Genomic DNA, 24,527 nt, shown 5'->3' with positions numbered 1-24,527 from the left:
CCGCCGGGCCGGACGGGCTGGGTGCACGAGGCCGGGGCGGCAGCCCGGACGGGCATGAGATGGCCGGAGATGCCCACCGGCGGTGGTCTCCGGAAGGGGAGACCACCGCCGGTGGGGGCGGGGTCAGGCGGCGCGGTAGGAGGCGGTCAGCTTGGCGATCGCTCCTGTCAGGTCGCCCGTGAGGAGCAGGTGGTCGGCCTCGGCGAAGGGCTTGGCCGTCGCCTCGGTGAGCTTCTGGCCGATGCGCTGCTGCACGAGCAGGCGCGCGGTGCCGGCCAGCTCGTCCGCCTCGGCGGACCGGGCGCGGCCGGCGGCCTCCAGGACCCGGGCGGCGACGGCGATCGCCTTGAGGGTGAGTTCACCGCCGCCGGGGGTCCGCTTCAGGGTGGTCAGGCCCCAGCCGTACGGGAACTGCGGGTCGTAGACGCGGTCGCCGACGTTCACCGGCAGCTGCGCCTCGGACCTGGGCCAGGTGACGGGCAGCCGGCCGGTGAACGGCCGGGCGCCGTACAGGACGTCGGCGACGCCGTCGCCCTCGGTGCCCGGCAGCCAGGAGGCGACCAGGGAGTCGATGTCGCCGAGGCGGTCGCCGATCAGCTGCGGGCGGCCGGACACGACGAGGACCGCGCACCGCATGGCGGCGCAGACCCTGTCGACGGCGGCCTTGTCCGCCGCGCTCAGCTCCAGGTCGTGGCCGTTGCCGACGTCCCCGATGCCCTCGGCGTACGGGGTCTCGCCGACCACGACCACGCCGACGTCGTACCCGTCGGTCGCGGCCGACGCGTCCTTCGAGTAGTCGATCACCGCGTCGGGGGCGGCTCTGCGCATGCCCTCCAGGATCGTCGTGCCGGTGGTGGTCCGGCCCGAGGCGCCCTGCCAGCTCACGGTCCAGCCGCCGGCCTGGTTGCCGAGGTCGTCCGCGTTCGATCCGGCGACGTACACCTTCTGGGACTTCTTCAGCGGCAGCACCGCGCCGTCGTTCTTGAGCAGCACCTGCGAGGCGGCGGCCGCCTCGCGGGCGACCGCGCGGTGCTCGGCCGAGCCGACGGATCCGAGGTGGGTGGTGTCGGCGTACGGCTGCTCGAAGAGGCCGAGACGGAACTTCTGGGTCAGGATGCGGGAGACCGCGTCGTCGATCCGCTCCTCGCTGATCCGGCCGGCGGTCACCTCGTCCCGGAGCGTGCGCGTGAACTCCTGGTAGTTCGTCGGCACCATGATCATGTCGAGCCCGGCGTTGACCGAGGTGCGCACGTCGCTCGGGTAGTCGCCGGGGATCTGGTCGATGGCCTGCCAGTCGCTGATGACGAAGCCCTCGAAGCCCATCCGGTCCTTGAGCACCCCGTTGATCATCTCGGCGTGGGCGTGCATCTTCACCGGGCCGGCGTCGTCGCCGACGACGTCCAGCGAGGAGTACGACGGCATCACCGTGCCGGCGCCGCGCCGGACCGCCTCGGCGAACGGCGCCAGGTGCACCGCCTCCAGTTCCTCGCGGGTGACCCGGGTGACGCCCTGGTCGATCGTGTAGGACCCGGTCGTCGAGGAGCCGAACTGGGTGCCGCCGTCGCCGACGAAGTGCTTGGCGCTGGTGAGCACCTTGTCGTTGCGGTCGAGGTCCCTGCCGTCGCGGGAGCCCTGCATGCCCTGGATCACCGTCTCCATGGCGGTCACCAGTGCGGGGTCCTCGCCGAACGCCTCGTAGGAACGGCCCCAGCGCTCGTCGCGGGTGACGCACACGCAGGGGGCGAAGTCCCACGGGATGCCGGTGGCGCGCACCTCCTTCGCGGTGACCGCGCCGGTCCGCCGGGCGAGTTCGGGATCGCGGCCGGCGCCGATGCCGATGTTGTGCGGCATGATCGTCGAGCCGACGACGTTGTTGTGCCCGTGGACGGCGTCCACGCCGTAGATCAGCGGGATCTGGAAGCGGGTGGCCTGCGCGCGCAGCTGGTAGGCGTCCACCATCTTCGCCCACGCCTCGGGCGTGTTCGGGGTGGGCACCGAGCCGCCGCCGGAGAGCAGCGAGCCGAGGTCGTAGGCGGCGATGTCGCCCTGCGAGCGCAGGGCGTTGCGCTCGGCCTGCGTCATCTGGCCGGCCTTCTCCGCGAGGGACATCCGGGAGAGCAGGTCGGCCACCCGCTTCTCGACCGGGAGCCTCGCGTCGAGGTACGGCAGGCCATGGGCGTCCACGACGATCTGCGGGGTCTCGGCGGGGGCCTTGGCGCCGGCGACGGTCAGGGTCAGCGGCACGGTCTCGGCCGGTTCGGCCGCGCGGTCCTTGCGCGTGGCGACGGACACGGTGCGGGTGGTGCCGGACGGCGTGCCCGCCGGGAAGGTCAGGGTGCCGGAGACCGGGGTGTAGTCGGCTCCGGGTTCGGCGCTGCCCCCGGTGCCGGTCGCGTAGTCGACGGTGACGGGCTCGTCGAGGGGGAGGGATCCGGTGGTGGCGACGGATATCGCGACGCGTGCGGTGCCGCCCTCGCCGACGGGGTGGACGGTGGCACCGGTCACCACCTTGGCCTTGAGGGCGGGGTCGGCCTTCCCGTAGAGCTCCATGCCGTCGACGGCGAAGGAGCCGGGGGCGCCGGGCGGCAGGGTGAGCGCCCAGCCCCACATCCGGTCCAGGCCGAGGACCTGGTCGATCCCGCCGACGGGCTGGTAGTCCGCGCGGTAGACGAAGTCGGCGAAGGGGATCTCGACCAGGTGCCAGCCCTCCCAGTCGTCGGTGAAGGAGGTGGTCCACAGTTCGGACGCGCCGCCGTGGGCTCCGCCGTCCTTGATCTCGAAGTTGATCCGCTTGCCCGAACCGGGCGGCAGGGGCGCGGTGTTCTGCCCGTACCACCAGAAGCGGACGCCCTTCGACGCCGTCCAGTCGCGGGGCGGCTGGTCGACGGCGTACTCGTGGCTGAGGCCGCCCCAGCCGCTGATGTCGTAGTCGCCCTCCAGGACCTTCTCGCCCTCGGGGGCGTCGTCCCGCGCGGCGAAGCGCAGTTGCGGGCGGTCGTCGGCGTCGCTGCCCCAGGTGAAGATCCCGTCGGCCGGCGGTTCGGCGAGGGGGACCTCGCCCTCGAAGCGGTCGACCGGCACGGGCGCGGGCTCGTCGGCGGGGGCCGCGGCGCTGGGCAGCGCGCCCGCGAGCAGCGAGCCGAGCACGGCGGTCGCGGCGACCAGCGCCGTGGCGCCGGTACGGGACCGGCTGCGCCGCCGGGTGCGCGGCCAGGGGGACGGCAGGGGCATTACGGCTCCTTCGGTGGTGCGGAGTGCGGGCGGATGGTGCTCGGGCAGGCGGACGGCGCCCGGCGGGAGCCGGGCGGCGCGGGTCGGGTGCGGCGCGGGTCGGGTTCGGCGGCTCAGGGGGCGGAGCCGCGGACGACCAGTTCGGTGGGGAGCACCAGGGGCCCGGCGGGCGGGTCCTCGCCGGCGAGCCGGGCGAGCAGCAGCCGGGCGGCCGTCTCCCCCATGGCGCGCATCGGCTGCCGCACCGTGGTGAGCGGCGGTTCGGTGTGCCGGGCCATCGGGATGTCGTCGAAGCCGACGACCGCGACGTCGTCGGGGACCTGCCGGCCGGCCGCGCGCAGCGCACGGAGCGCGCCCGCGGCCATCAGGTCGTTGTGCGCGAAGACGGCGTCGACGCGTGCTCCGCCGGCGAGGGCCCGTTCGACGGCGCCTCGGCCCGACTCCTCGGTGAAGTCGCCCTCGGTGATCAGCTCGGTGGGCAGCACGCCGAGGAAGCCGTCGAGCCGGTCGCGGACGCACCCGAAGGCGGTGGGGCCGGCCACGACCAAGGGGCGGTGGCGTCCGGACGCCAGCAGGTGCCGGGCGGCAGAAGCACCGCCCTCCCGGTCCGTGGTGCCCACGGAGGGGAAGTCGGGGTGGTGGCCGCGGTCGTCGACGAGGACGACGGGCAGTCCGCGCCGGTGCATGGCGGTGATGGTGTCGAGGGTGCCCTCGGGCTCGACGACCAGCAGCCCGTCGAAGGCGCGGGCGGACACCTGGCCGGTGAAGTGGGCGATGGACTCGGCGCCGCGGTTGCAGGTGTAGAGCAGCAGGCCGTACCCGGCGGCCTCGACGGTGTCGACGACGCCCTGGAGCACCTCGCCCATCCAAGGCCAGGTGAGCGGGGGCGTGAGCATGGCGACCGTACGGCTGCGGCCCCGGGCCAGCCCGACGGCGCCGGAGCTCGGGACGTAGCCGAGGGCACCGATCACTTCACGAACACGGGCGGCGGTCGCCGAATCCACGTCGGCACGGTCGTTGAGCACCCGGGAGACGGTGGTCTTGCTGACCCTCGCCTCCCGTGCGACATCGGCGATCGTGACACGCATCGGGCGCCTCCGCGTCGAGTCCCGCACCGGGTCCCGGAACCGGTTCCGGCGGTGGTGCGGTGAGTCAACAGCCCACCCCTGATGCCGTCAAGACTTCACACCGAAATCGGCCGTCGCCCAAGTGCGGCGGCCCGTAAGGGTGTTGTCCGTTCAGGAAGTGAAGATGAGGGCTGACGTGCGCCGCACCCGGGGTCCGGCGCCCGCCGGCTACTCGGTGGGCTCCACGCCCGCGCGCAGCAGGCCGTAGGTGTACGCGTCCTCCAGGGCCTGCCAGGACGCGGCGATGATGTTGTCGGCCACGCCGACGGTGGACCAGTCCCCCGTGCCGTCGCCGGTGGAGATCAGCACACGGGTCGTCGACCCGGTGCCGTGCCGGCCCTCCAGGATGCGCACCTTGTAGTCGATCAGTTCCAGCTTGGCGAGCTGCGGGTAGATCTTCTCCAGGCCGACGCGCAGCGCCTGGTCCAGCGCGTTGACGGGGCCGTTGCCCTCGGCGGCGGCGAGGATGCGCTCGCCCTTGGCCCAGAGCTTGACGACGGCCTCGTTGGCGTGGGTGCCGTCGGGGCGGTCCTCGACGATGACGCGCCAGGACTCGGTGCGGAAGTAGCGGCGGGCGCGGCCCTCCGCCTCCTCGCGCAGCAGCAGTTCGAAGGAGGCGTCGGCGGCCTCGTACGTGTAGCCCTTGAGCTCGCGCTCCTTCACGCGCTCGACGACCCGGCCGACCAGTTCGCGGTCGCCGCCCAGGTCGATGCCGAGCTCCTTGCCCTTGAGCTCGATGGAGGCGCGGCCTGCCATGTCCGAGACCAGCATGCGCATCGTGTTGCCGACCAGCTCGGGGTCGATGTGCTGGTAGAGGTCGGGGTCGACCTTGATCGCGGACGCGTGCAGACCCGCCTTGTGCGCGAAGGCGGAAACACCCACATAGGGCTGGTGGGTGGAGGGCGTCAGGTTGACGACCTCGGCGATGGCGTGCGAGACGCGGGTCATGTCGGCGAGTGCGCCGTCCGGGAGCACCCTGCGGCCGTACTTGAGCTCCAGCGCGGCGACGACGGGGAAGAGGTTGGCGTTGCCGACCCGCTCGCCGTAGCCGTTGGCCGTGCACTGGACGTGGGTGGCACCGGCGTCGACGGCGGCGAGTGTGTTGGCGACGGCGCAACCGGTGTCGTCCTGGGCGTGGATGCCCAGGCGGGCGCCGGTGTCCGCGAGCACGGTGGAGACGACGGCCTGGATCTGTGCGGGCAGCATCCCGCCGTTGGTGTCGCAGAGGATGACGACGTCGGCGCCCGCCTCGTGCGCGGCGCTGACGACGGCCTTGGCGTACCCCGGGTTGGCCTTGTAGCCGTCGAAGAAGTGCTCGCAGTCGACGAAGACCCGCCGGCCCTGGTCGCGCAGGTGGGAGACGGTGTCGCGGACCATCTCCAGGTTCTCTTCGAGGGTGGTGCGCAGGGCGAGTTCGACATGCCGGTCGTGGGACTTGGCGACCAGGGTGATCACGGGTGCGCCGGAGTCGAGGAGCGCCTTCACCTGCGGGTCCTCCGACGCCTTGCCCCCGGCCCTGCGGGTGGCGCCGAAGGCGACGAGCTGCGCGTTGCGGAAGGTGATCTCGCGCTGGGCGCGGGCGAAGAACTCGGTGTCCCGGGGGTTGGCGCCGGGCCAGCCGCCCTCGATGAAGCCCACGCCGAAGTCGTCCAGGTGCCGGGCGATGGTCAGCTTGTCCGCGACGGTGAGATTGATGCCCTCGCGCTGGGCGCCGTCGCGCAGCGTCGTGTCGAAGACGTGGAAGCTGTCGTCGACCTGCGTGTCCTGGCCGTTGGTGGTCATGCTGTCCTGACTCCTGTCGGATGAGTGGCTCCGGAATGTCTGGCTCCACTTGCCCCCATCATCGCGCGCGTCTCGCCTGCGGCCGCGGGTGAGGCCGTAAAACGAAAAAACCCCTCGCGGGTGCGAGAGGTCTGCGCGCGGGTCTGGGGCACGGTGCCGCCGTCCGCGGGGGTGCTGCCACGGTTTCAGCGGTCACTGCGGACCGGCGCGCTGTTGCCGATAATCATGGCGAACGAGAGCACGGACGAAGTCTGCCACAGGGGGGCGGTGGCACGACCGGGGGTCTCACGATGCGGGCGGACGCTGCGGCCCGGCCGGGCGCGGGGGCGGACCCGGTGGTCGCGGCACGCGCGCTGCGCACGGTGTCCCCGAGCACCGGACGGGCTGAGAAGGGGGGCCCCGCACGCGCGGGAAGGACCCCCGGGCAGGGTGGATGAGCCGCACCGGGTCCGAGCCGCGGGACGGCGTCCGGCGCCGCGGTCACCGTGCGAGCAGGGTCTCCGTGACGAACTCGGCCACGTGGGAGAGCACCTGCTCGCGGCCCGTGCCCGGTATGCCGACCGCCACGTGGACGCTGAAACCGTCCAGCAGGGCCCGCAGGCGCGTGGCGAAGCGCGACGGGTCCACCGGCCGGAACTCGCCGTGGGAGACGCCCTCGGCGAGCAGCGCGACCAGGTCCCGGTGCCAGGCTCCCTCGATCGCGGCCTGGCGGGCGCGGGCGTCGTCGTCGGCGTTCTGCGAGCGGTTCCAGACCTCCAGCCAGAGCGTCCAGTGCGGGTCGCGCGGGCCGTCGGGGACGTAGAGGTCCACGTAGGCGTCCAGGCGCTGCCGCACCGGGCCCTCGCGGGAGAGCAGCGCGCCGCGCTCGGCCCCGAGGCGGCCCTCGCTCCACTCCAGGGTCCGCAGCAGCAGCTCGTCCTTGGTGCGGAAGTAGTAGAGGAGATGGCCGCTGCTCATGCCGACCTCGCGCCCCAGCCCGGCCATCGTCAGCCCGTCGAGCCCGCGCTCGGCGATGGTCTCCATCGCCGCGGCGAGCACGTCCTCGCGCGGGGGCGCCGCATTGCGGCGGCGAGAGGGGGCGGGGGTCATGCGGCGGCTGCCGTGTGCGTGGCGTTCACCCGTACGTTCTACCCGATCAGCCGCGGACGGCGGGCTGCTGCTGGGTGATGCAGTGGATGCCGCCGCCGCCCGCGAAGATCGCCCGCGCGTCCACCAGGGTGACCGTCCGTCCCGGGTAGAGCCGCCGGAAGATGCCCGCGGCGATCTCGTCGCGCGGGTCGTCGAAGCCGCACAGCACCACACCGCCGTTGCAGACGTAGTGGTTGATGTACGAGTAGTCGGCCCACGCCCCGTCCTCGTCGCGCAGCACGGTGGGCGCGGGGACCTCGACGACCTCCAGACGGCGGCCCCTGGCGTCGGTGGCGGACCGCAGCAGCGCGGCGTTGGCCCTGCCGATCTCGTGGTCGGGGTGGGCCGGGTCGGGCTGGGTGTGGCAGACGACGACGCCCGGTCCGGCGAACGCGGCGACGATGTCGACGTGGCCCCGGGTGCCGTACATGCCGTAGTCGCCGGTGAGGCCGCGCGGCAGCCAGATCGCCTTCGTGGTGCCCAGACGCGCGTGGATCTCCTTCTCCACGTCCTCGCGGCTCCAGCCGGGGTTGCGTTCGGGGCCGAGCTGGACGGTGTCGGTGAGCAGGACGGTGCCCTCGCCGTCGACGTGGATGGCGCCGCCCTCGTTGACGAGCGGCGAGGGGTGCACGGGCACACCGGCGAGGTGGGCGACATGGCGGGCGATCAGGGCGTCGTGGTCCCAGCGGGCCCAGTCGGCGGCGCCCCAGCCGTTGAACACCCAGTCGACGGCGGCCAGCCGGGAGCCGTCGGTCACGAAGGTGGGGCCGATGTCGCGCATCCACGCGTCGTCGAGGTCGTGTTCGACGACCTCGACGTCCGGGCCGAGGAGGGCGCGGGCGCCCTCCGACTGTCCCCGGCCGGCGACGACGGTCACGGGTTCGAAGCGGCGCACCGCCCGGGCCACGGCCGCCCAGGCCGTGCGCGCCGCGGCCAGCTCGGTGTCGTCGGCGAAGGTCGGGTTCGGGCCGGGCCAGGCCATCCAGGTGCGCTCGTGGGGGGCCCACTCCGGGGGCATGCGGAAGGTCACGGCGTGGGCTCCTAGAGGAAGTAGAGGCGGTTGAGGGAGACGGAGTCGGCGGGCTCGGAGCGGATCGGCGCGCCGTCCAGGGTCACCAGACCCGTGCGCCCGTCGACGTCGACGTCCCCGAGGCGGGAGTTGAGCAGCAGGTCGCCCGGGCCGATGCCGCGGGTGCCGCGCACCGCGACCCGGCGGCGCCGGGTGGGCATCGCGTCCGAGCCGAGGTCGAGCGCCGCCCGCGCGACGAAGGCCACGGAGATCTCCGCCGGGGTGGCGCCGTGCGCGCCGAACTGCGGTCCCAGCACCAGGGGTTCGCAGGTGTCGGTGGCGGCGTTGGGGTCGCCGGTGACGCCGTAGGCGGGGAACCCGGACTTGAGCACGAGCTGCGGCTTGGCGCCGAAGTACTCCGGCCGCCAGAGCACGATGTCGGCCATCTTGCCGACCTCGACGGAGCCGACCTCGTGGGCCAGCCCGTGGGCGATCGCCGGGTTGATGGTCAGCTTGGCGAGATAGCGCAGCACGCGGGCGTTGTCGTCGTGCTCGCCGTCGCCCGCCATGGGGCCCAGCTCGGCCTTCATCTTGCCCGCCATGGCGAAGGTGCGGCGCACGGTCTCCCCCGCGCGGCCCATGCCCTGGGCGTCGGACGACGTGATGCCGATGGCCCCGAGGTCGTGGAGCACGTCCTCGGCGCCCATGGTGCCCTCCCGGATGCGGTCGCGGGCCATGGCGGCGTCGCCGGGCAGATCGGTCTTGAGGTCGTGGACGGAGACGATCATGCCGTAGTGCTCGGCCACCGCGTCCCGGCCGAACGGCAGGGTGGGGTTGGTGGAGGAGCCGATGACGTTGGGCACCCCCGCCATCCTCAGCACGTTGGGGACGTGCCCGCCGCCGCACCCCTCGATGTGGAAGGCGTGGATGGTGCGTCCGTCGAGCACGCTCAGGGTGTCCTCCACCGAGAGGCACTCGTTGAGGCCGTCGCTGTGCAGGGCCACCTGGACGTCGTGCTCGTCCGCGACCCGCAGGGCGGTGTCCAGTGCGCGGGTGTGCGCGCCCATGTCCTCGTGGACCTTGAAACCGGACGCGCCGCCCTCGGCCAGCGCCTCGACGAGCGGGGCCGCGTGCGAGGAGGAACCGCGCGCCAGGAAGCCGATGTTGACCGGCCAGGCGTCGAAGGCGCCGAAGGCGTGGCGCAGCGCCCAGGGCGAGTTGACGCCGACGCCCCACACCGGGCCGAACTCCTGACCGATCAGGGTGGTGACGCCGGAGGCGAGGGACGCCTCCATGACCCGTGGGGAGAGCAGGTGCACATGGGTGTCGACGGCCCCCGCGGTGGCGATCAGCCCCTCGCCGGAGACGATCGAGGTGCCGGTCCCGACGACGACGTCGACGCCGTCCAGGGTGTCCGGGTTCCCGGCCCGCCCGACGGCGTGGATGCGGCCCTCCCGGATGCCGACCGAGACCTTGCGGATGCCCTGCACCGCGTCGATGAGCAGCACGTTGCTGATCACGACGTCGCAGGTCTCGCGCACGGCGGCGGCCTTCAGATGGAGCCCGTCGCGGGCGGTCTTGCCGAAGCCGGCGAGGAATTCGTCGCCGGGACGCTGGCTGTCGGACTCGACGCGCACCACGAGGCCGGAATCGCCGAGGACGACGCGGTCGCCGGCGCGGGGTCCGTGGACGGCGGCGTACTCGCGGGCGTCCATCCGGCGCGGGGCGGGGCGGTCGTGGTCGTGATGGCGGGTGGGCCTGCTCATGGTGCCGTTCCTTCCGCGCCGGGCCCGTCGGTGCCGGGCCCGTCGGTGCCGGGGCGCTCCGGGTCCGCGCCGGCTCGTACCGCGCCGAGGTAGCCGCAGGCGGCGGCCCTGCGCAGGGCCTCCTCGCGGGCGCCGGGCGCGTCCAGCGGGCCGTCGACCAGGCCGGCGAACCCGATGGCCACACGGTCCCCTCCGACGGGCAGCAGGCCGATCTCCGCCGTGCCGCCGGGGTCGAAGCGCACCGACGACCCGGCGGGGACGGCGAGCCGCATCCCGTAGGCGGCGGCCCGGTCGAAGAGGAGCCGGGGGTTGGCCTCGAAGAAGTGGAAGTGCGAGGTGACGCTGACCGGGACGTCGGCGGTGTTGCGCACGGTGAGGGTGAGGTGGGGTGCGGGCTCCGCGTACCCCGGGCCCGGCAGCAGCGCGCCGGGGGCCAGGTCACCGGCCCCGCCGCCGATGGGGTCGGTGACGACCGCGAGGCGGGAACCGTCGTCGAAGACGGCCTCCACATGGACCTCGGTCACGACGTCGGCCACGCCCGGCAGCACGTCGGCGGGGCCGAGGACGGACCGGGCGGCCTCGACGGCCTCGGCCAGCCGGCGGCCGTCCCGGGCGGCCTCGCAGACGGTGTCCGCGACGATCGCCGTCGCCTCGGGCACGTTCAGCCGCAGTCCCCGGGCGCGGCGCGCCCGTGCGAGCTGGGCGGCGTTGAACAGCAGCAGCCGGTCGCGCTCGGTGGGGGTCAGTCTCACGGCAGCACCTCCAGATTTGAGCGCCACTCTAACAAGGCGACTCCGAAACAGGAAAGCACGCGATTTCACGCGAGAAAGTGACCTTCTCGGCGTCACCCTCGATTAGAGCGTTGATCGAAGAGCCGCACCACCGACGGGCAACCCGGCGGAACGGCACGGCATCGGCGCCGGCCCTCAGGCGCCGGCCGTGAGGCGCCGGCCGTGAGGCGGGAGCCCCCGTCGGCCGGGGTCCGGCCGCCCACGACAGAGGCCCCGCGCTCCGCAGTGCGGGGCGCGGGGCCTCGGTGAGGCGATCCGGGTCGGATGTCAGCCGAGCTCGTGCGTCCAGCCGTGGACGTCCTCGGCGCGGCCGGTCTGGATGTCGAGCAGCGCCTTGCGCAGCTTCATGGTGACCTCGCCCGGCCGGCCGCCGGACTGCTGCCACTCGCCGTCCCTGGTCCTGACCGTGCCGACGGGGGTGATCACGGCGGCGGTGCCGCAGGCGAAGACCTCCTTGAGCGCGCCGCTCTCCGTGTCGGCCTTCCACTGCTCGATGGAGATCCTGCCCTCCCGCGAGGGGTGGCCGAGGTCCTCGGCCAGACGCAGGAGCGAGTCACGGGTGATGCCCGCGAGCAGGGAGCCGGTGAGCGCCGGGGTGACGATGTGGTCCTCGTAGACGAAGTACAGGTTCATGCCGCCGAGTTCCTCGACCCACCGGTGCTCGACGGCGTCGAGGTAGGCGACCTGGGCGCAGCCGTGGGTGGCGGCCTCGGCCTGGGCGAGCAGGGAGGCGGCGTAGTTGCCGCCGGTCTTGGCGTCGCCCATGCCGCCGGGGACCGCGCGCACCCGGTCCTGGGAGAGCCAGATGGAGACGGGCTCGACGCCGCCGGGGAAGTAGGCGCCGGCGGGCGAGGCGATGACGATGAAGAGGTACTCGTTGGCGGGCCGAACGCCGAGGCCGACCTCCGCCGCGATCATGAACGGGCGCAGGTAGAGCGAGGACTCGCCGCCGTGCGCCGGGACCCATGCCTTGTCCTGCTGGACCAGCGCGTCACAGGCGCCGATGAACAGGTCGACGGGCAGTTCGGGCATGGCGAGCCGGCGGGCGGACGCCTGGAAGCGGCGGGCGTTGGCGTCCGGGCGGAAGGTGACGACCGAGCCGTCGGGGCGGCGGTACGCCTTGAGGCCCTCGAAGATCTCCTGCGCGTAGTGCAGGGTCATGTTGGCCGGATCGATCGACAGCGGCGCGTACGGGACGAGCTCGGCGTCGTGCCAGCCGCGGCCCTCGGTCCACTTGATCGTCACCATGTGATCGGTGAAGTGGCGGCCGAAGCCGGGGTCGGTCAGGATCGCCTCGCGCTCGGCGTCGGACAGCGGGTGCGAGGAGGGCTTGAGCTCGATCGTGGGCGTCGTCATGAGTGGATGTCCTTCACCGGTTGTCAGTGGCGGACCGCGCTCACGCCGCGCCGATGCTCGGACGTCCGAGCATCGGCATGCGCCACGGCCCACGTTCGATTATCGCGCGCGGAGGACCGGGCAGGGAACAGCGTGGAGGCGGCCCCGGGATCGATGGTCGCACCCGGGGCCGTGCAGGAGAAGCCGCCGGGCGCTGAGGGGAAGCGACCCGGCGGCTTCCGGGGGTGTCGGGGGACACCCCGGAATGTCTCGGTCCGGCGGGTCAGCTCGCTACGCGTACCGCGAGCGCGTCGCCGATCTCGTCCGTCGTGCGGACGGTGTCGGCGGTGCGTTCCGCCAGGTCGGCGGCGACCGCGTCCTCGATGCGGACGGCCTCGGCCTCGTGGCCCAGGTGCCGCAGGAGCAGGGCGACGGACAGGACGGTGGCCGTGGGGTCGGCCTTGCCGGTGCCGGCGATGTCGGGCGCCGAGCCGTGGACGGGCTCGAACATCGACGGGAAGGCGCCGGTCGGGTTGATGTTGCCGGACGCGGCCAGGCCGATGCCACCGGTCACGGCGGCGGCGAGGTCGGTCAGGATGTCGCCGAAGAGGTTGTCGGTGACGATGACGTCGAAGCGCTCGGGCTGGGTGACGAAGAAGATCGTCGCGGCGTCGACGTGCAGATAGTCGGTGGTGACCTCGGGGAACTCCTGGCCGACGCGGTCGAAGATGTTCTTCCACATGTGGCCCGCGAAGACCAGGACGTTGTTCTTGTGCACGAGCGTGAGCTTCTTGCGGGGGCGCGCGGCGGCCCGCGCGTACGCGTCACGGACGACGCGCTCCACGCCGTACGCCGTGTTGAGGCTGACCTCGGTGGCGACCTCGTGCTCGGTGCCGGTGCGCAGGGAACCGCCGTTGCCCGTGTAGGGGCCCTCGGTGCCCTCGCGGACGACGACGAAGTCGATGTCCGGGCGGCCGGCGAGCGGGGTCGCCGTGTTGGGGAACAGCTTCGACGGCCGCAGGTTGACGTAGTGGTCGAAGGCGAAGCGCAGCTTCAGCAGCAGCCCGCGCTCCAGGACGCCGGACGGGACCGAGGGGTCGCCGATGGCGCCGAGCAGGATCGCGTCGTGACCCTTGAGGGACTCCAGTTCGGCGTCCGGCAGGGTCTCCCCCGTGCGGTGCCAGCGCTGGGCCCCGAGGTCGTACTCCCGGGTCTCCAGCTTCACATCCTGCGGGAGGACGGCGGCGAGGACTTTCAGGCCCTGGGCCACGACTTCCTTGCCGATGCCGTCACCGGGGACCACTGCGAGATCGATGCTGCGAGACATGTCGGCACCCTACTCCCGCGTCCCATTCATTGACATTCGATGTCCGCCATGTGGACTCCCGGTCGCCGCGCGGGCCGTGGCCGGGAGAGGAACGGGCAGCTCAGTGACCGGTCTCGCCGCCGTTGTCACGGCGGTCGAGGGCGCGCTGGAGGGCGGCGGCGGCGTTCCTGCGGTCGGCCTCGGAGGCGCGGGAGGTACGGCGGACGCGGCGGGCGGTCTCAGCGGACATGATGATCGACTCCTCGGAGATCGGGATGATTTCGAAGGCGCCGGAAGGGGCGGGGAGCGGTGCCGCAGGGGTTGCCTGCGCGGGGGCACTGGCTCACGACCGCCATTCGCTGGATCGAGCGAGACGTTCGGCTCCTACAAAGCTAGGGCAGCCGGACACTTCTGTCTCCACAATTACTCGGACTTCCTACTATCTGAGACGGCACCCTTCCCGGCCTGCGGCGGCCGCCCCGCGGCCGCCGCCGTTTCGCGGCGGACTCCGGGGGCAGCCGCGTCCGGGGAGGTTGACATGAACGCTCACGTACTCGGGAACCGCGGGACCGCCAAGGCCCGCCGGGCGGCGAACAGCAGGGCCGTCGGGATCGGCGCGCGGTGGGGGCTGGCGGCGAGGGGGGTGCTGTACGTCCTCATCGGCGTCATCGCGCTCCAGATCGCCTTCGGCGACGGCGGCGAGCAGGCCGACCGGGGCGGCGCACTCGCCGAACTCGCCGGCAAGCCCTTCGGTTCGGTGATGCTGTGGGCCCTCGGCGTCGGACTCGTCGGCATGGCGCTGTGGCGGCTGTCGGAGGCCGCGTTCGGCGCGGCCGGTGAGGACGGCGGCAAGGCGCGCAAGCGGGCCCTGTCCGGGGCGCGTTTCGTCTTCTACGCCTTCGTCGCCTACTCGGTGCTCTCCTTCGCCGCCGGGGAGGGCGGCGGCGGCTCCGGCGACCAGCAGTCCAAGGACGTCACCGCCCGCGCCCTGGAACTGCCGGGCGGGCAGTGGATCGTGGCGCTGGCCGGCGCGGGCGTGGTCGTCGCCGGTGTGTGGGTCGGTGCGCGGGCCGTGCTGCGCAAGTACCGCAAGCATCTGAAGCGCGGCTCGATGTCGCGTCACGCCCGCCGCTTCACGGACGTCACCGGCGTCGGCGGCGGTGTGGCCCGGGGCGCGGTCTTCGCGGTGATCGGCGTGTTCGTCGCGCGGGCCGCCCTGGAGTACGACCCCGACGAGGCGAAGGGCTTCGACGACGCCCTGCGGACCTTCGCGCAGACTCCCGCGGGCCCCTGGCTGCTGGCGCTGATCGCGGCCGGTCTCGCGCTCTTCGGGATCTTCTCGTTCGCGATGGCGCGGTGGCGCAAGGTGTGAGCGGCGGCTGAACGCGGGAGGGCGGGGACGGCACACCGGTGCCGTCCCCGCCCTCCCGCGTTCAGTCCGCGACGGCCGCCTCCAGGCGCGCGGCCACCCGCTCCATCCAGGCGGTGAACTCCTCGCGTTCCCGGGCCCCGCCGCCGCACAGGGCGGCGGCCTGGGCGTCCGTGATCCGGTTCGGACCGTCCTCCGACAGCAGCCGGTGCAGTGCGCCGGTGAGCGCCGCGAGCCGGGTCGCGTCGGGGTGGTCGATCGCGTCGGCCCCGTGGCCGGGGCCGAGGGTCGTGGAACCGGGCATGGCGTCCTCCTCCGCGGTGCCCCCTGCCGCCAGCGTAAGCCCGCCCCACGCGAGCCGCCCCCGGCCGGTCTGGGGGGACCGGCGGGGGGCGGTGTCTCGGGAGCACCCGGGCGTCAGCCCATGTGCGGGTACGTGTAGTCGGTCGGCGGGACCAGCGTCTCCTTGATGGCGCGGGTCAGCGTCCAGCGCATCAGGTTCTGCGGGGCGCCGGCCTTGTCGTTGGTGCCGGAGGCACGGCCGCCGCCGAAGGGCTGCTGGCCGACGACGGCGCCGGTCGACTTGTCGTTGATGTAGAAGTTGCCCGCGGCGTAGCGCAGCTTCTCCATCGTGTACGCGGCGGCGGCCCGGTCGCCCGCGATGACCGAGCCGGTGAGGGCGTAGGCCGAGACCGACTCCATCTGCTCCAGCATCGCGTCGTAGGCGTCGTCCTCGTAGACGTGCACGGCGAGGATCGGGCCGAAGTACTCGGTCGTGAAGACCTCGTTCTCGGCGTCGGAGCACTCGATGACGGTCGGGCGCACGAAGTAGCCGACCGAGTCGTCGTAGGTGCCGCCCGCGACGACGGTGCAGGTCGGGTCCTCGTGGGCGCGGTCGATGGCGGCCTTGTTCTTGGCGAAGGACCGCTCGTCGATGACCGCGCCGATGAAGTTCGTCAGGTCGGTGACGTCGCCCATGGCGATGGCGTCGACCTCGGCGGCGAACTCCTCCTTGAAGCCGGAGTTCCAGATGGAGGCCGGGATGTAGGCGCGGGAGGACGCCGAGCACTTCTGGCCCTGGAACTCGAACGAGCCACGGGTCAGCGCGGTCTTCAGCACGGCGCGGTCGGCGCTCGGGTGGGCGACGACGAAGTCCTTGCCGCCCGTCTCGCCGACGATGCGCGGGTAGGAGCGGTACTTCTCGATGTTGTTGCCGACCGTCTTCCACAGGTGCTGGAAGGTGCGGGTCGAACCGGTGAAGTGGATGCCCGCGAGCATCGGGTGCTCCAGCGCCACCTCGGAGACGGCGATGCCGTCACCGGTCACCAGGTTGATGACGCCCTTCGGCAGACCGGCCTCCTCCAGCAGCTGCATCAGCAGCACGGCGGCGTGGGTCTGGGTCGGGGACGGCTTCCAGACGACCACGTTGCCCATGAGGGCGGGGGCGGTCGGCAGGTTGCCCGCGATGGCGGTGAAGTTGAAGGGCGTGATCGCGTAGACGAAGCCCTCCAGCGGGCGGTGGTCCATGCGGTTCCAGACGCCCGGGGAGTTGGCCGGGGGCTGCTCGGCCAGGATGTCGCGGGCGTACTTGACGTTGAAGCGCCAGAAGTCGACGAGCTCGCAGGGGGTGTCGATCTCGGCCTGCTGCGCGGTCTTGGACTGGCCCAGCATGGTGGAGGCGGCCAGCGTCTCGCGCCAGGGGCCGGCCAGCAGCTCGGCGGCGCGCAGGATGATCGCGGCGCGGTCGTCGAACGACATGGCGCGCCAGGCCGGCGCCGCGGCGAGGGCGGCGTCGATGGCGTCCTGGGCGTCCTGGGTGGTGGCGCCGGCGAAGGTGCCGATCACGGCCTTGTGGTTGTGCGGCTGCACGACGTCGACGCGCTCGCCGCCGCCCATCCGCTTCACGCCGCCGATCGTCATCGGCAGCTCGATCGGGTTCTCGGCCAGCTCCTTGAGCTTGGCCTCCAGGCGGGCGCGCTCGGGCGAACCGGGGGCGTAGCCGTGGACCGGCTCGTTGACGGGCGCGGGGACCTGGGTGACGGCGTCCATGGGTGCCATGACTCCTTCTTCGGGGGTGTGGGAAGCGGTCGTCCGTGCCGGGCGGGGGCGGGCGACGGCTTCCAGGGGCCCTGGGATCGGTTCGGGTCAGTTCTTGGTGATCATCGAGCGCACGAAGAACAGGAGGTTGGCCGGCTTCTCCGCGAGGCGGCGCATGAAGTAGCCGTACCAGTCGGTGCCGTACGCGGTGTAGACGCGCATCCGGTGTCCCTCGGCGGCGAGCCGGACCTGCTCGTCGCTGCGGATCCCGTACAGCATCTGGAACTCGTACTCGTCGAGCTTGCGCCCGGCGCTGCGGGCGAGCTCCTGGGTGATGGCGATGAGCCGGGGGTCGTGGGACCCGATCATCGGGTACCCCTCGCCCTCCATCAGGATGCGCAGGATCCGCACGTACGCCTTGTCGATCTCCGCCTTGTCCTGGATGGCGACGGAGGCGGGCTCCTTGTAGGCGCCCTTGACGATGCGGACCCGGCTGCCTGCGGCCGCGAGCCGGCGGGCGTCGTCCTCGGTGCGGAAGAGGTAGGCCTGGATGACGCAGCCGGTCTGCGGGAACTCCTTCCGGAGCTCCTCGTGGATGGCGAACATCGAGTCCAGGGTGGTGTGGTCCTCGGCGTCCAGGGTGACCGTGGTGCCGATGGCGGCGGCGGCCTCCACGACCGGGCGGACGTTGGCGAGCGCCAGCTCGTGGCCGCCCTCCAGCGCCTGGCCGAACATCGAGAGCTTGACGGACATCTCGGCCCGCTCGCCGAGGCCGAGGCCGGCGAGGCGCTCGATGAGCTCCAGGTACGCGTCGCGCGCGGCGTACGCCTGCTCGCGCGTGGTGATGTCCTCGCCGACGACGTCGAGGGTGACCTCGAGGCCCCTGGCGGCGGCGTCCTGGACGATCGGGACGACCTCGTCGACGGTCTCGCCGGCGATGAACCGGGCGACGACCTGCTTGGTCCCCGGGGCGGCCGAGACGAAGCGGCGCATCTTGTCGCTGCGCGAGGCGGCGAGGATCACGGGACCCAGCACGGGGCACCTCCATGGAACACGTGTGAGGGGGCCGGGCCCGGTGGTGCGGACAAACCGGGAACGGCACGAAGAACCACCGTGAAATCTAAGGATCGCTCCGATCCTGGGCCATCGACAGCTGTCACGCATCCGTGGCCGCGATCTCAGACATCTGTCTGAACCGGATGCGAGAATGGCCGCGTGAAGGGCGACTACCAGGATCTGGTCGACGAGATCTCCGCGCTGCTGAGCGCGCCGGCAACGCTGGAGAACCGGGACTTCGGCCTGATCGCGTTCGGCGCCCACGAGGGCGACGACGCGGCCATGGATCCGGTCCGCACGCGCTCCATCCTCACCCGCAGGTCCACGCCCGCCGTCCGTGCCTGGTTCGAGGACTTCGGCATCGCCCGCGCCACGGGCCCGCTGCGCATCCCCGCCGCCCCGGAGGCCGGCGTCAACCGGGGCCGCATCTGTCTGCCGGTGCGGCACCGGGGCGTGGTGCTCGGCTACGTCTGGCTGCTCGACACCGACCCCGGCCCGGACCGCGAGCGACTGGCCGCGGCCATGGAGGTGACGGAACGGATCGGCAGCCTGCTCGCCGACGAGGAGCGCGCCGGCGCCGACCTCTCCCGGGAGCTGCGCGCACTGCTCACCGCCGCTCGGGGCGGCCCGTACGACACCGCGGCCACCGCCCTCGGCACCGCCCTGGGCGAGGACGCCGGCGGCCTCCACATGCTGGTGTGCGTGACGCCGTGGCGGGCGGGGGACGCCCCGTCGGCGCGGTCGCTGCCGGGCGCGGCGGCGCTGTGCACGCTCCCGCTGCGGGCGGGCGCCGCGTCCGGCGAGGCGCTGGCGGCGCTGGTGCGGGTACGGGCGGCGGACCATCCGGCACCGGCCGCGGCCGTGGCCTCGCGGCTGCGCGGAGAGGCCGAGGCGGGGGGCGCGCCGTCTGCGGGGCCGGGCGGCCCCGCGGTGGGCTGCGGGCTCTCGGACGCCCGGCGCGGGCTCGACGACCTGGACGCGGCGTGGCGGGAGGCGGCGTCGGCCGCGCGCGCCTCGCTCGCGCAGGCCCGCTTCGGTCCGGTGGCCCGCTGGGCGGAGATCGGCGCCTACCGTCTGCTGACGGCGCTGCCCGCGGGTTCCGGTGACGACCGGTCGGTGCGGGAGCTGCTGGCCCCGGCACACCGGGAACTGGCGCGCACCGCCGAGGTGTTCCTCGACCACGCGGGCCAGGCCGGACGGACGGCGGCGGCGCTGGGGATCCACCGGCAGACGCTGTACTACCGGCTCTCCCGCGTCGAGCAGCTGACCGGGCTCGACCTCGACGACGGCGAGCACCGGCTGCTGCTCCACATGGCGCTCAAGAAGCACCGGCTATGACGGCCGCGCCCCCTCGGCGGCCGCCTTCACGACGAGGCGGAGTCCTTCGGTGAGCTCCTCGGCCCGGGTGGCGGTCGCGGGGTCGAACTGCCACTGGGCGATGAGGCCCATCATCAGCGTCGTGTAGAACTTGCCGAGCGTGTCGACGTCGGGGTGGTCTGCCGCCGGTTCCTCACCGCCCTGGAACATGGGGATGAGGCCGCGCGCCGCTTCGCGCTGCTCCCTGGCCAGGTAGTCGCGCACCTCCGGCACCAGGTCGCCCATGGCCACGATCTCCATGCTCAGGTGCCAGAGGCTGTCCGGCCCGCGCATGGTGTCGATGATGTTGGACCACACCTCCTCGAAGCGCTCCAGGGACCCGGGAGCCGCGCCGGCCCGCGCGCGCTCGGTGCCGTCGAACCGGCCGGAGACCTCTTCGACCAGGGCGAGGTACGCCTGTCCCAGCAGCTTGTCCTTCGAGCCGTAGTGGTAGCCGATCGACGCGAGGTTGGTCCCCGACGCCTTGACGATGTCGCGCGCGGTGGTGCGCACGAATCCCTTCTCCAGGAGGCAGCGCTTCGCGCCTTCGAGCAGATCCTCGCGGTGTCCCATGGCAGCAGCGTAGCCCGCGCCGTACAGCCGTCCTATACGCATGTATTACACAGTCGTTCTATACAGACGTTTAATACGCCCGTACATTGCTTCCCATGACGCACTCCGCCGCATCGCCCCGCGTCGGCCGCCGTGAATGGACCGCCTTCGCCGTCCTGCTGCTGCCGCTCCTGCTCGTCTCGATGGACGTCTCCGTCCTCTACTTCGCGATCCCCGCCATCACCCGGGAGCTGGACCCCGGCTCCACCCAGCAGCTGTGGATCTTCGACGTCTACGCCTTCGCGCTCGCCGGGCTGCTGATCACCATGGGGTCCCTCGGCGACCGCATCGGACGCCGCAGGCTGCTGATGGGGGGCGCCGTCGCGTTCGGCCTCGCCTCCGTCGGCGCGGCGTACGCGCAGAGCGCCGAGATGCTGATCGCGGCACGGGCGCTGCTCGGCGTCGGCGGGGCGACGCTCATGCCCTCGACCATGGCGCTGGTGCGCAACATGTTCCGCGACGACGCCCAGCGCACGAAGGCGATCGGCATCTGGTCCGGCGCGATGGCCGGCGGCATCGCCCTCGGCTCCGTGCTCGGCGGGGTGCTGCTGGAGCACTTCTGGTGGGGCTCGGTCTTCCTCGTCAACGTGCCGGCCATGGTGCTGCTGCTGGTCCTCGCCCCCGTGCTGGTCCCGGAGTTCAAGGACCCCTCCCCCGGCCGCTTCGACCTGCTGAGCGTGCCGCTGTCGATGGGCGCGGTGCTCCCCGTCGTCTACGGACTCAAGGAGATCGCCGCCGAGGGCTACCACTCGGTCGCCGCGCTGTGCGTCACCGCGGGCCTGGCCGTCGGGTACGTCTTCGTGCGGCGTCAGCGCACCCGGGACGACGCCATGATCAGCCGGGACCTGTTCCGCGGGCGCGGATTCGGGGCCGGGGTCGTTCTCAACGGCATCGCCATGTTCGCCATGATGGGTTCCGCCTACTTCACCACCCAGTACCTCCAGTCGGTGCTCGGCATGGGCTCGCTGGAGGCCGCGGTGTGGAGCCTCGTCCCCTCGCTCGCCGTCGGCGGGGCCGCGCCCGCGGCCGGTGCGGCCGCGGGGCGCTTCGGCCGGCCCGCCGTCGTCACCACCGGATTCCTGGTGGGCGCCGGCGGCTACGCGATTCTCGCGGCCGCCGGCACCGACTCCCTGGTGGTCCTGCTCGCGGGGGCCGCCGTCATCGGCTGCGGCATCGTCACCGTGGCCGCCACCGTCGCCGACATGGCGCTCGCCGCCGCTCCGCCGGAGAAGGCGGGCTCGGCCGCCTCGGTCCTGGAGACGGGGCAGGAGTTCGGCGGCGCGCTGGGCATGGCGTTCCTCGGCAGCGTAGGGACGGCCGTCTACCGCCGGGAGATGGACGAGTCGGCGCCGGCGGGCCTGCCCGCCGAGGCGCTGGACACCGCGCACGAGACGCTGGGCGGAGCGGCCGCGGTCGCCGGCCGGCTGCCGGAGGCGGCCGGGGACGCGCTGCTGGACGCGGCGCAGCGGGCCTTCGTCCAGGGCATGGGGACCGCCGCGATCGGCGGCGGAGCCGTCCTGGTCGGCGCGGCCGTGCTCGCCGCGGTGGTGCTGCGCCGCACGGAGCGGCCGGCGGACCGCACGGCCGGGGAGCCGGAGGCGGCCGTAGCGGCAGGGCGCTGAGGCCGGACACGGATGCGCCCCGGCCCGGACGCCGACCCCGGACACGGATGTGCCCCGGCCCGGCTGCCTGAGCAGCCGGGCCGGGGCACATCCACGGGGTGGCGACCCCGCGTGGACTCAGTCCGTCAGGTTCACCGAGCGGGCGGACGCCGCGCCGATCTCGTCGGCGATCTCCGCGAGCACCGTGGCCGGGACGGTGTCGTCGACGGTCAGGACGACGAGCGCCTCGCCGCCCTCCTCCGCGCGGGAGACCTGCATGCCGGCGATGTTGAGGCCGGCCTCGCCGAGGATGCGGCCGACCGTGCCGACGACGCCCGGACGGTCGTCGTAGCGCAGCACCAGCATGTGGTCGGCGAGCGCCAGGTCGATGTCGTGGTCGCCGATCGCGACGATCTTCTGGAGGTGCTTGGGACCGGCCAGCGTGCCGGAGACCGCGACCTCCTCGCCCCCGGAGAGCGTGCCGCGCACCGTGACCACGTTGCGGTGGTCGGGGGACTCGGAGCTCGTGGTCAGGCGCACCTCGACACCGCGCTCCTGCGCGAAGAGCGGGGCGTTGACGTAGCTGACGGTCTCGTCGACGACGTCCTCGAACACACCCTTGAGCGCGGAGAGTTCGAGCACCTTGACGTCGTGCTGGGTGATCTCGCCGTAGACCTCGACGTCGAGGCGGACGGCCACCTCGCCGGCGAGGGCGGTGAAGATGCGGCCCAGCTTCTCGGCGAGCGGCAGGCCGGGACGCACGTCCTCGGCGATGACCCCGCCCTGCACGTTGACCGCGTCCGGGACCAGCTCACCGGCGAGCGCGAGGCGCACCGAGCGGGCGACGGCGATACCGGCCTTCTCCTGGGCCTCGTCGGTGGACGCGCCGAGGTGCGGGGTGCAGACGACCTGGTCGAGCTCGAACAGCGGGGAGTCCGTGCAGGGCTCCTTCGCGTACACGTCGAGACCGGCGCCGGCGACCCGGCCCTCCTTGAGCGCCGTGTACAGCGCGGCCTCGTCGACGATCCCGCCACGCGCGGCGTTCACGATGCGGACGGCCGGCTTCACCTTGTGCAGCGCCTCGTCACCGATGAGACCGAGGGTCTCGGGCGTCTTCGGCAGGTGGACGGTGATGAAGTCGGAGACCTCCAGCAGCTCGTCGAGCGAGAGCAGCTTGACGCCCATCTGCGCGGCGCGCGCCGGCTGGACGTAGGGGTCGTAGGCGACGATCTTCATGCCGAAGGCGGACATCCGCTGGGCGACCAGCACGCCGATGCGGCCGAGGCCGACGACGCCGAGGGTCTTCTCGCTCAGTTCGACACCGGTGTACTTCGAGCGCTTCCACTCGCCGTTCTTCAGGGCGGTGTTGGCCTGCGGGATGTTGCGCGCGGTGGCGACGAGCAGACCGCACGCGAGCTCGGCGGCGGTGACGATGTTGGACGTCGGGGCGTTGACCACCATGACGCCGGCCTTGGTGGCGGCGGAGACGTCGACGTTGTCCAGGCCCACACCGGCGCGGGCGACGACGCGCAGCTTCTTGGCGGCGGCGATGGCCTCCGCGTCGACCTTGGTGGCGGAGCGGACGAGGATGGCGTCCACATCGGCGATGGCGGGGAGGAGCTCCGCGCGATCGGCTCCGTTGCAGTGGCGGATCTCGAAGTCCGGGCCGAGCGCGTCGACGGTGGCGGGCGAAAGCTCTTCAGCGATGAGTACGACAGGTTTCGAGCTCACGTGAGTCCTCACATGTCCGGTGCAGACGGCCGTCCCGACGGCCGCAGCGGTGGAGGGGGCTAGCCGCGTGGAAGACGCACGACACTGTGGGCCTGACGCGTATGTAGGGATGAGTGTAGTGGTGCACCGGGGTGGGTCTTGCGCCTCGGTGGAAGGATCACCCGTCCGTGGCTGGACGAAGTGGCGGGGCGGGGGGACCGGCTGCCGGTCCCCCCGCCGAGGGCTCACGCCTCGTCGTTGTCGACCCAGCTCATGAGCTTGCGCAGCTCCTTGCCCGTGGTCTCCAGCAGGTGCTCGGAGTCCTGGGTCTTGTACTCGTTGTACTTCTTCAGACCGCCGTGGTACTCGTCCATCCAGTTCTTGGCGAAGGTGCCGTCCTGGATCTCGGCGAGGACCTTCTTCATCTCGGCCTTGGTCTGGTCCGTGATGATGCGCGGCCCGGTGACGTAGTCGCCCCACTCGGCGGTCTCGGAGACCGACCAGCGCATCTTCTCCAGGCCGCCCTCGTACATGAGGTCCACGATCAGCTTCAGCTCGTGGAGGCACTCGAAGTAGGCGATCTCCGGCTGGTAGCCGGCCTCGGTCAGGGTCTCGAAGCCCGCCTTGACCAGCGCCGCGGTACCACCGCAGAGGACGGCCTGCTCACCGAACAGGTCGGTCTCCGTCTCCTCCTTGAAGGTGGTCTTGATGACGCCGGCGCGGGTGCCGCCGATGCCCTTGGCGTAGGACAGCGCCAGGTCGAAGGCCTTGCCGGTGGCGTCCTGCTCGACGGCGGCGATGCAGGGAACGCCGCGGCCCTCCTCGTACTGGCGGCGGACCAGGTGGCCCGGGCCCTTGGGGGCGACCATCGCGACGTCGACACCGGCCGGCGGCTTGATGAAGTCGAAGCGGATGTTGAGGCCGTGCCCGAAGAACAGGGCGTCGCCGTCCTTCAGGTTGTCCTTGATCGACTCCTCGTAGACCTGGGCCTGGATCGGGTCCGGGACGAGGATCATGATGACGTCGGCCTCGGCCGCGGCCTCGGCCGGGGTCACCACGCGCAGGCCCTGCTCCTCGGCCTTGGCCTTGGACTTGGAGCCCTCGTGCAGACCGACGCGGACGTCGACACCCGAGTCACGCAGCGACAGCGCGTGGGCGTGGCCCTGGCTGCCGTAGCCGATCACCGCGACCTTGCGGTTCTGGATGATGGACAGGTCGGCGTCGTCGTCGTAGAACAGCTCGGCCACTGGGAATCTCCTTGGAGTGCTGGTGTTGCGTCCCACCGTACGGCGGGAGGGGGCGGGGAGGTTT

At 72.6% G+C, this 24,527-nt stretch carries 19 protein-coding genes; 3 read left to right on the top strand and 16 right to left on the bottom strand.

Annotated elements, in window-relative coordinates; all coding sequences use genetic code 11:
* Positions 1–123: 123 nt before the first annotated feature.
* From EAO77_RS13825 to EAO77_RS39980, 10 genes are all read right to left on the bottom strand, one after another.
* Positions 124–3,231 carry a glycoside hydrolase family 3 N-terminal domain-containing protein gene (locus EAO77_RS13825; RefSeq protein ID WP_147988289.1) on the bottom strand — a complete coding sequence of 1,036 codons (3,108 nt, stop codon included), beginning with the start codon at positions 3,229–3,231 and terminating at the stop codon, positions 124–126.
* A gap of 113 nt (positions 3,232–3,344) precedes the next feature.
* On the bottom strand, positions 3,345–4,319 hold the full coding sequence (locus EAO77_RS13820; protein ID WP_147988288.1) for a LacI family DNA-binding transcriptional regulator: 975 nt from the start codon (positions 4,317–4,319) through the stop codon (positions 3,345–3,347).
* 207 nt (positions 4,320–4,526) lie between these two features.
* A complete protein-coding gene (cimA, locus tag EAO77_RS13815; protein ID WP_147988287.1) occupies positions 4,527–6,140 on the bottom strand; it encodes a citramalate synthase in 1,614 nt (537 codons plus the stop codon).
* 480 nt (positions 6,141–6,620) lie between these two features.
* A complete protein-coding gene (locus tag EAO77_RS13810) occupies positions 6,621–7,229 on the bottom strand; it encodes a TetR/AcrR family transcriptional regulator (RefSeq protein WP_147988286.1) in 609 nt (202 codons plus the stop codon).
* Between the two features lie 46 nt (positions 7,230–7,275).
* A complete protein-coding gene (locus EAO77_RS13805) occupies positions 7,276–8,298 on the bottom strand; it encodes an agmatine/peptidylarginine deiminase (RefSeq protein WP_147988285.1) in 1,023 nt (340 codons plus the stop codon).
* Between the two features lie 11 nt (positions 8,299–8,309).
* On the bottom strand, positions 8,310–9,992 hold the full coding sequence (locus EAO77_RS13800) for an urease subunit alpha (RefSeq protein ID WP_147989124.1): 1,683 nt from the start codon (positions 9,990–9,992) through the stop codon (positions 8,310–8,312).
* Between the two features lie 47 nt (positions 9,993–10,039).
* Complete coding sequence (ureA, locus tag EAO77_RS13795; protein WP_147988284.1) at positions 10,040–10,795, bottom strand: urease subunit gamma; 756 nt, start codon at positions 10,793–10,795, stop codon at positions 10,040–10,042.
* Between the two features lie 306 nt (positions 10,796–11,101).
* Positions 11,102–12,190, bottom strand: a complete 1,089-nt coding sequence (locus tag EAO77_RS13790; protein WP_147988283.1) for a branched-chain amino acid aminotransferase — start codon at positions 12,188–12,190, stop codon at positions 11,102–11,104.
* A 262-nt stretch (positions 12,191–12,452) separates the two neighbouring features.
* Complete coding sequence (locus EAO77_RS13785) at positions 12,453–13,496, bottom strand: 3-isopropylmalate dehydrogenase (protein ID WP_147988282.1); 1,044 nt, start codon at positions 13,494–13,496, stop codon at positions 12,453–12,455.
* A gap of 100 nt (positions 13,497–13,596) precedes the next feature.
* Complete coding sequence (locus EAO77_RS39980; protein WP_261993893.1) at positions 13,597–13,725, bottom strand: hypothetical protein; 129 nt, start codon at positions 13,723–13,725, stop codon at positions 13,597–13,599.
* A 288-nt stretch (positions 13,726–14,013) separates the two neighbouring features.
* Between EAO77_RS39980 and EAO77_RS13780 the strand changes: the two genes are divergently transcribed.
* Positions 14,014–14,847 (top strand): DUF1206 domain-containing protein, encoded by an 834-nt coding sequence (locus tag EAO77_RS13780; RefSeq protein WP_147988281.1) that lies wholly within the window; start codon positions 14,014–14,016, stop codon positions 14,845–14,847.
* Positions 14,848–14,908: 61 nt separating this feature from the next.
* Here the strand turns inward: EAO77_RS13780 and EAO77_RS13775 are convergent, their stop codons facing one another.
* From EAO77_RS13775 to EAO77_RS13765, 3 genes are all read right to left on the bottom strand, one after another.
* Positions 14,909–15,148 (bottom strand): hypothetical protein, encoded by a 240-nt coding sequence (locus EAO77_RS13775; protein ID WP_147988280.1) that lies wholly within the window; start codon positions 15,146–15,148, stop codon positions 14,909–14,911.
* Between the two features lie 113 nt (positions 15,149–15,261).
* The gene (gene pruA / locus EAO77_RS13770; protein WP_147989123.1) at positions 15,262–16,893 is read right to left on the bottom strand and encodes an L-glutamate gamma-semialdehyde dehydrogenase; all 1,632 of its coding nucleotides are present in this window, start codon (positions 16,891–16,893) and stop codon (positions 15,262–15,264) included.
* Positions 16,894–16,989: 96 nt separating this feature from the next.
* Complete coding sequence (locus EAO77_RS13765; protein WP_147988279.1) at positions 16,990–17,916, bottom strand: proline dehydrogenase family protein; 927 nt, start codon at positions 17,914–17,916, stop codon at positions 16,990–16,992.
* A 180-nt stretch (positions 17,917–18,096) separates the two neighbouring features.
* On the opposite strand from EAO77_RS13765, the gene EAO77_RS13760 reads away from it, so the two are divergent.
* Positions 18,097–19,275, top strand: a complete 1,179-nt coding sequence (locus EAO77_RS13760; RefSeq protein ID WP_147988278.1) for a PucR family transcriptional regulator — start codon at positions 18,097–18,099, stop codon at positions 19,273–19,275.
* On the opposite strand, the gene EAO77_RS13755 is transcribed toward EAO77_RS13760, so the two are convergent.
* The gene (locus EAO77_RS13755; RefSeq protein ID WP_147988277.1) at positions 19,270–19,866 is read right to left on the bottom strand and encodes a TetR/AcrR family transcriptional regulator; all 597 of its coding nucleotides are present in this window, start codon (positions 19,864–19,866) and stop codon (positions 19,270–19,272) included. The genes EAO77_RS13760 and EAO77_RS13755 overlap by 6 nt on opposite strands.
* Positions 19,867–19,961: 95 nt before the next feature.
* Between EAO77_RS13755 and EAO77_RS13750 the strand changes: the two genes are divergently transcribed.
* Entirely contained in the window at positions 19,962–21,527 is a 1,566-nt protein-coding gene (locus tag EAO77_RS13750) for an MFS transporter (protein WP_147988276.1), read from the top strand.
* Between the two features lie 117 nt (positions 21,528–21,644).
* On the opposite strand, the gene serA is transcribed toward EAO77_RS13750, so the two are convergent.
* Entirely contained in the window at positions 21,645–23,237 is a 1,593-nt protein-coding gene (serA, locus tag EAO77_RS13745) for a phosphoglycerate dehydrogenase (RefSeq protein WP_147988275.1), read from the bottom strand.
* Between the two features lie 224 nt (positions 23,238–23,461).
* The gene (gene ilvC, locus EAO77_RS13740; RefSeq protein WP_147988274.1) at positions 23,462–24,463 is read right to left on the bottom strand and encodes a ketol-acid reductoisomerase; all 1,002 of its coding nucleotides are present in this window, start codon (positions 24,461–24,463) and stop codon (positions 23,462–23,464) included.
* Positions 24,464–24,527: the final 64 nt, after the last annotated feature.

Origin of the sequence: Streptomyces sp. T39 (assembly GCF_008042045.1) — a bacterium.
GTDB lineage: Bacteria > Actinomycetota > Actinomycetes > Streptomycetales > Streptomycetaceae > Streptomyces.
Note: the sequence above shows the minus strand (reverse complement) of the source record. Positions and strands in the feature narration are given on the sequence as shown.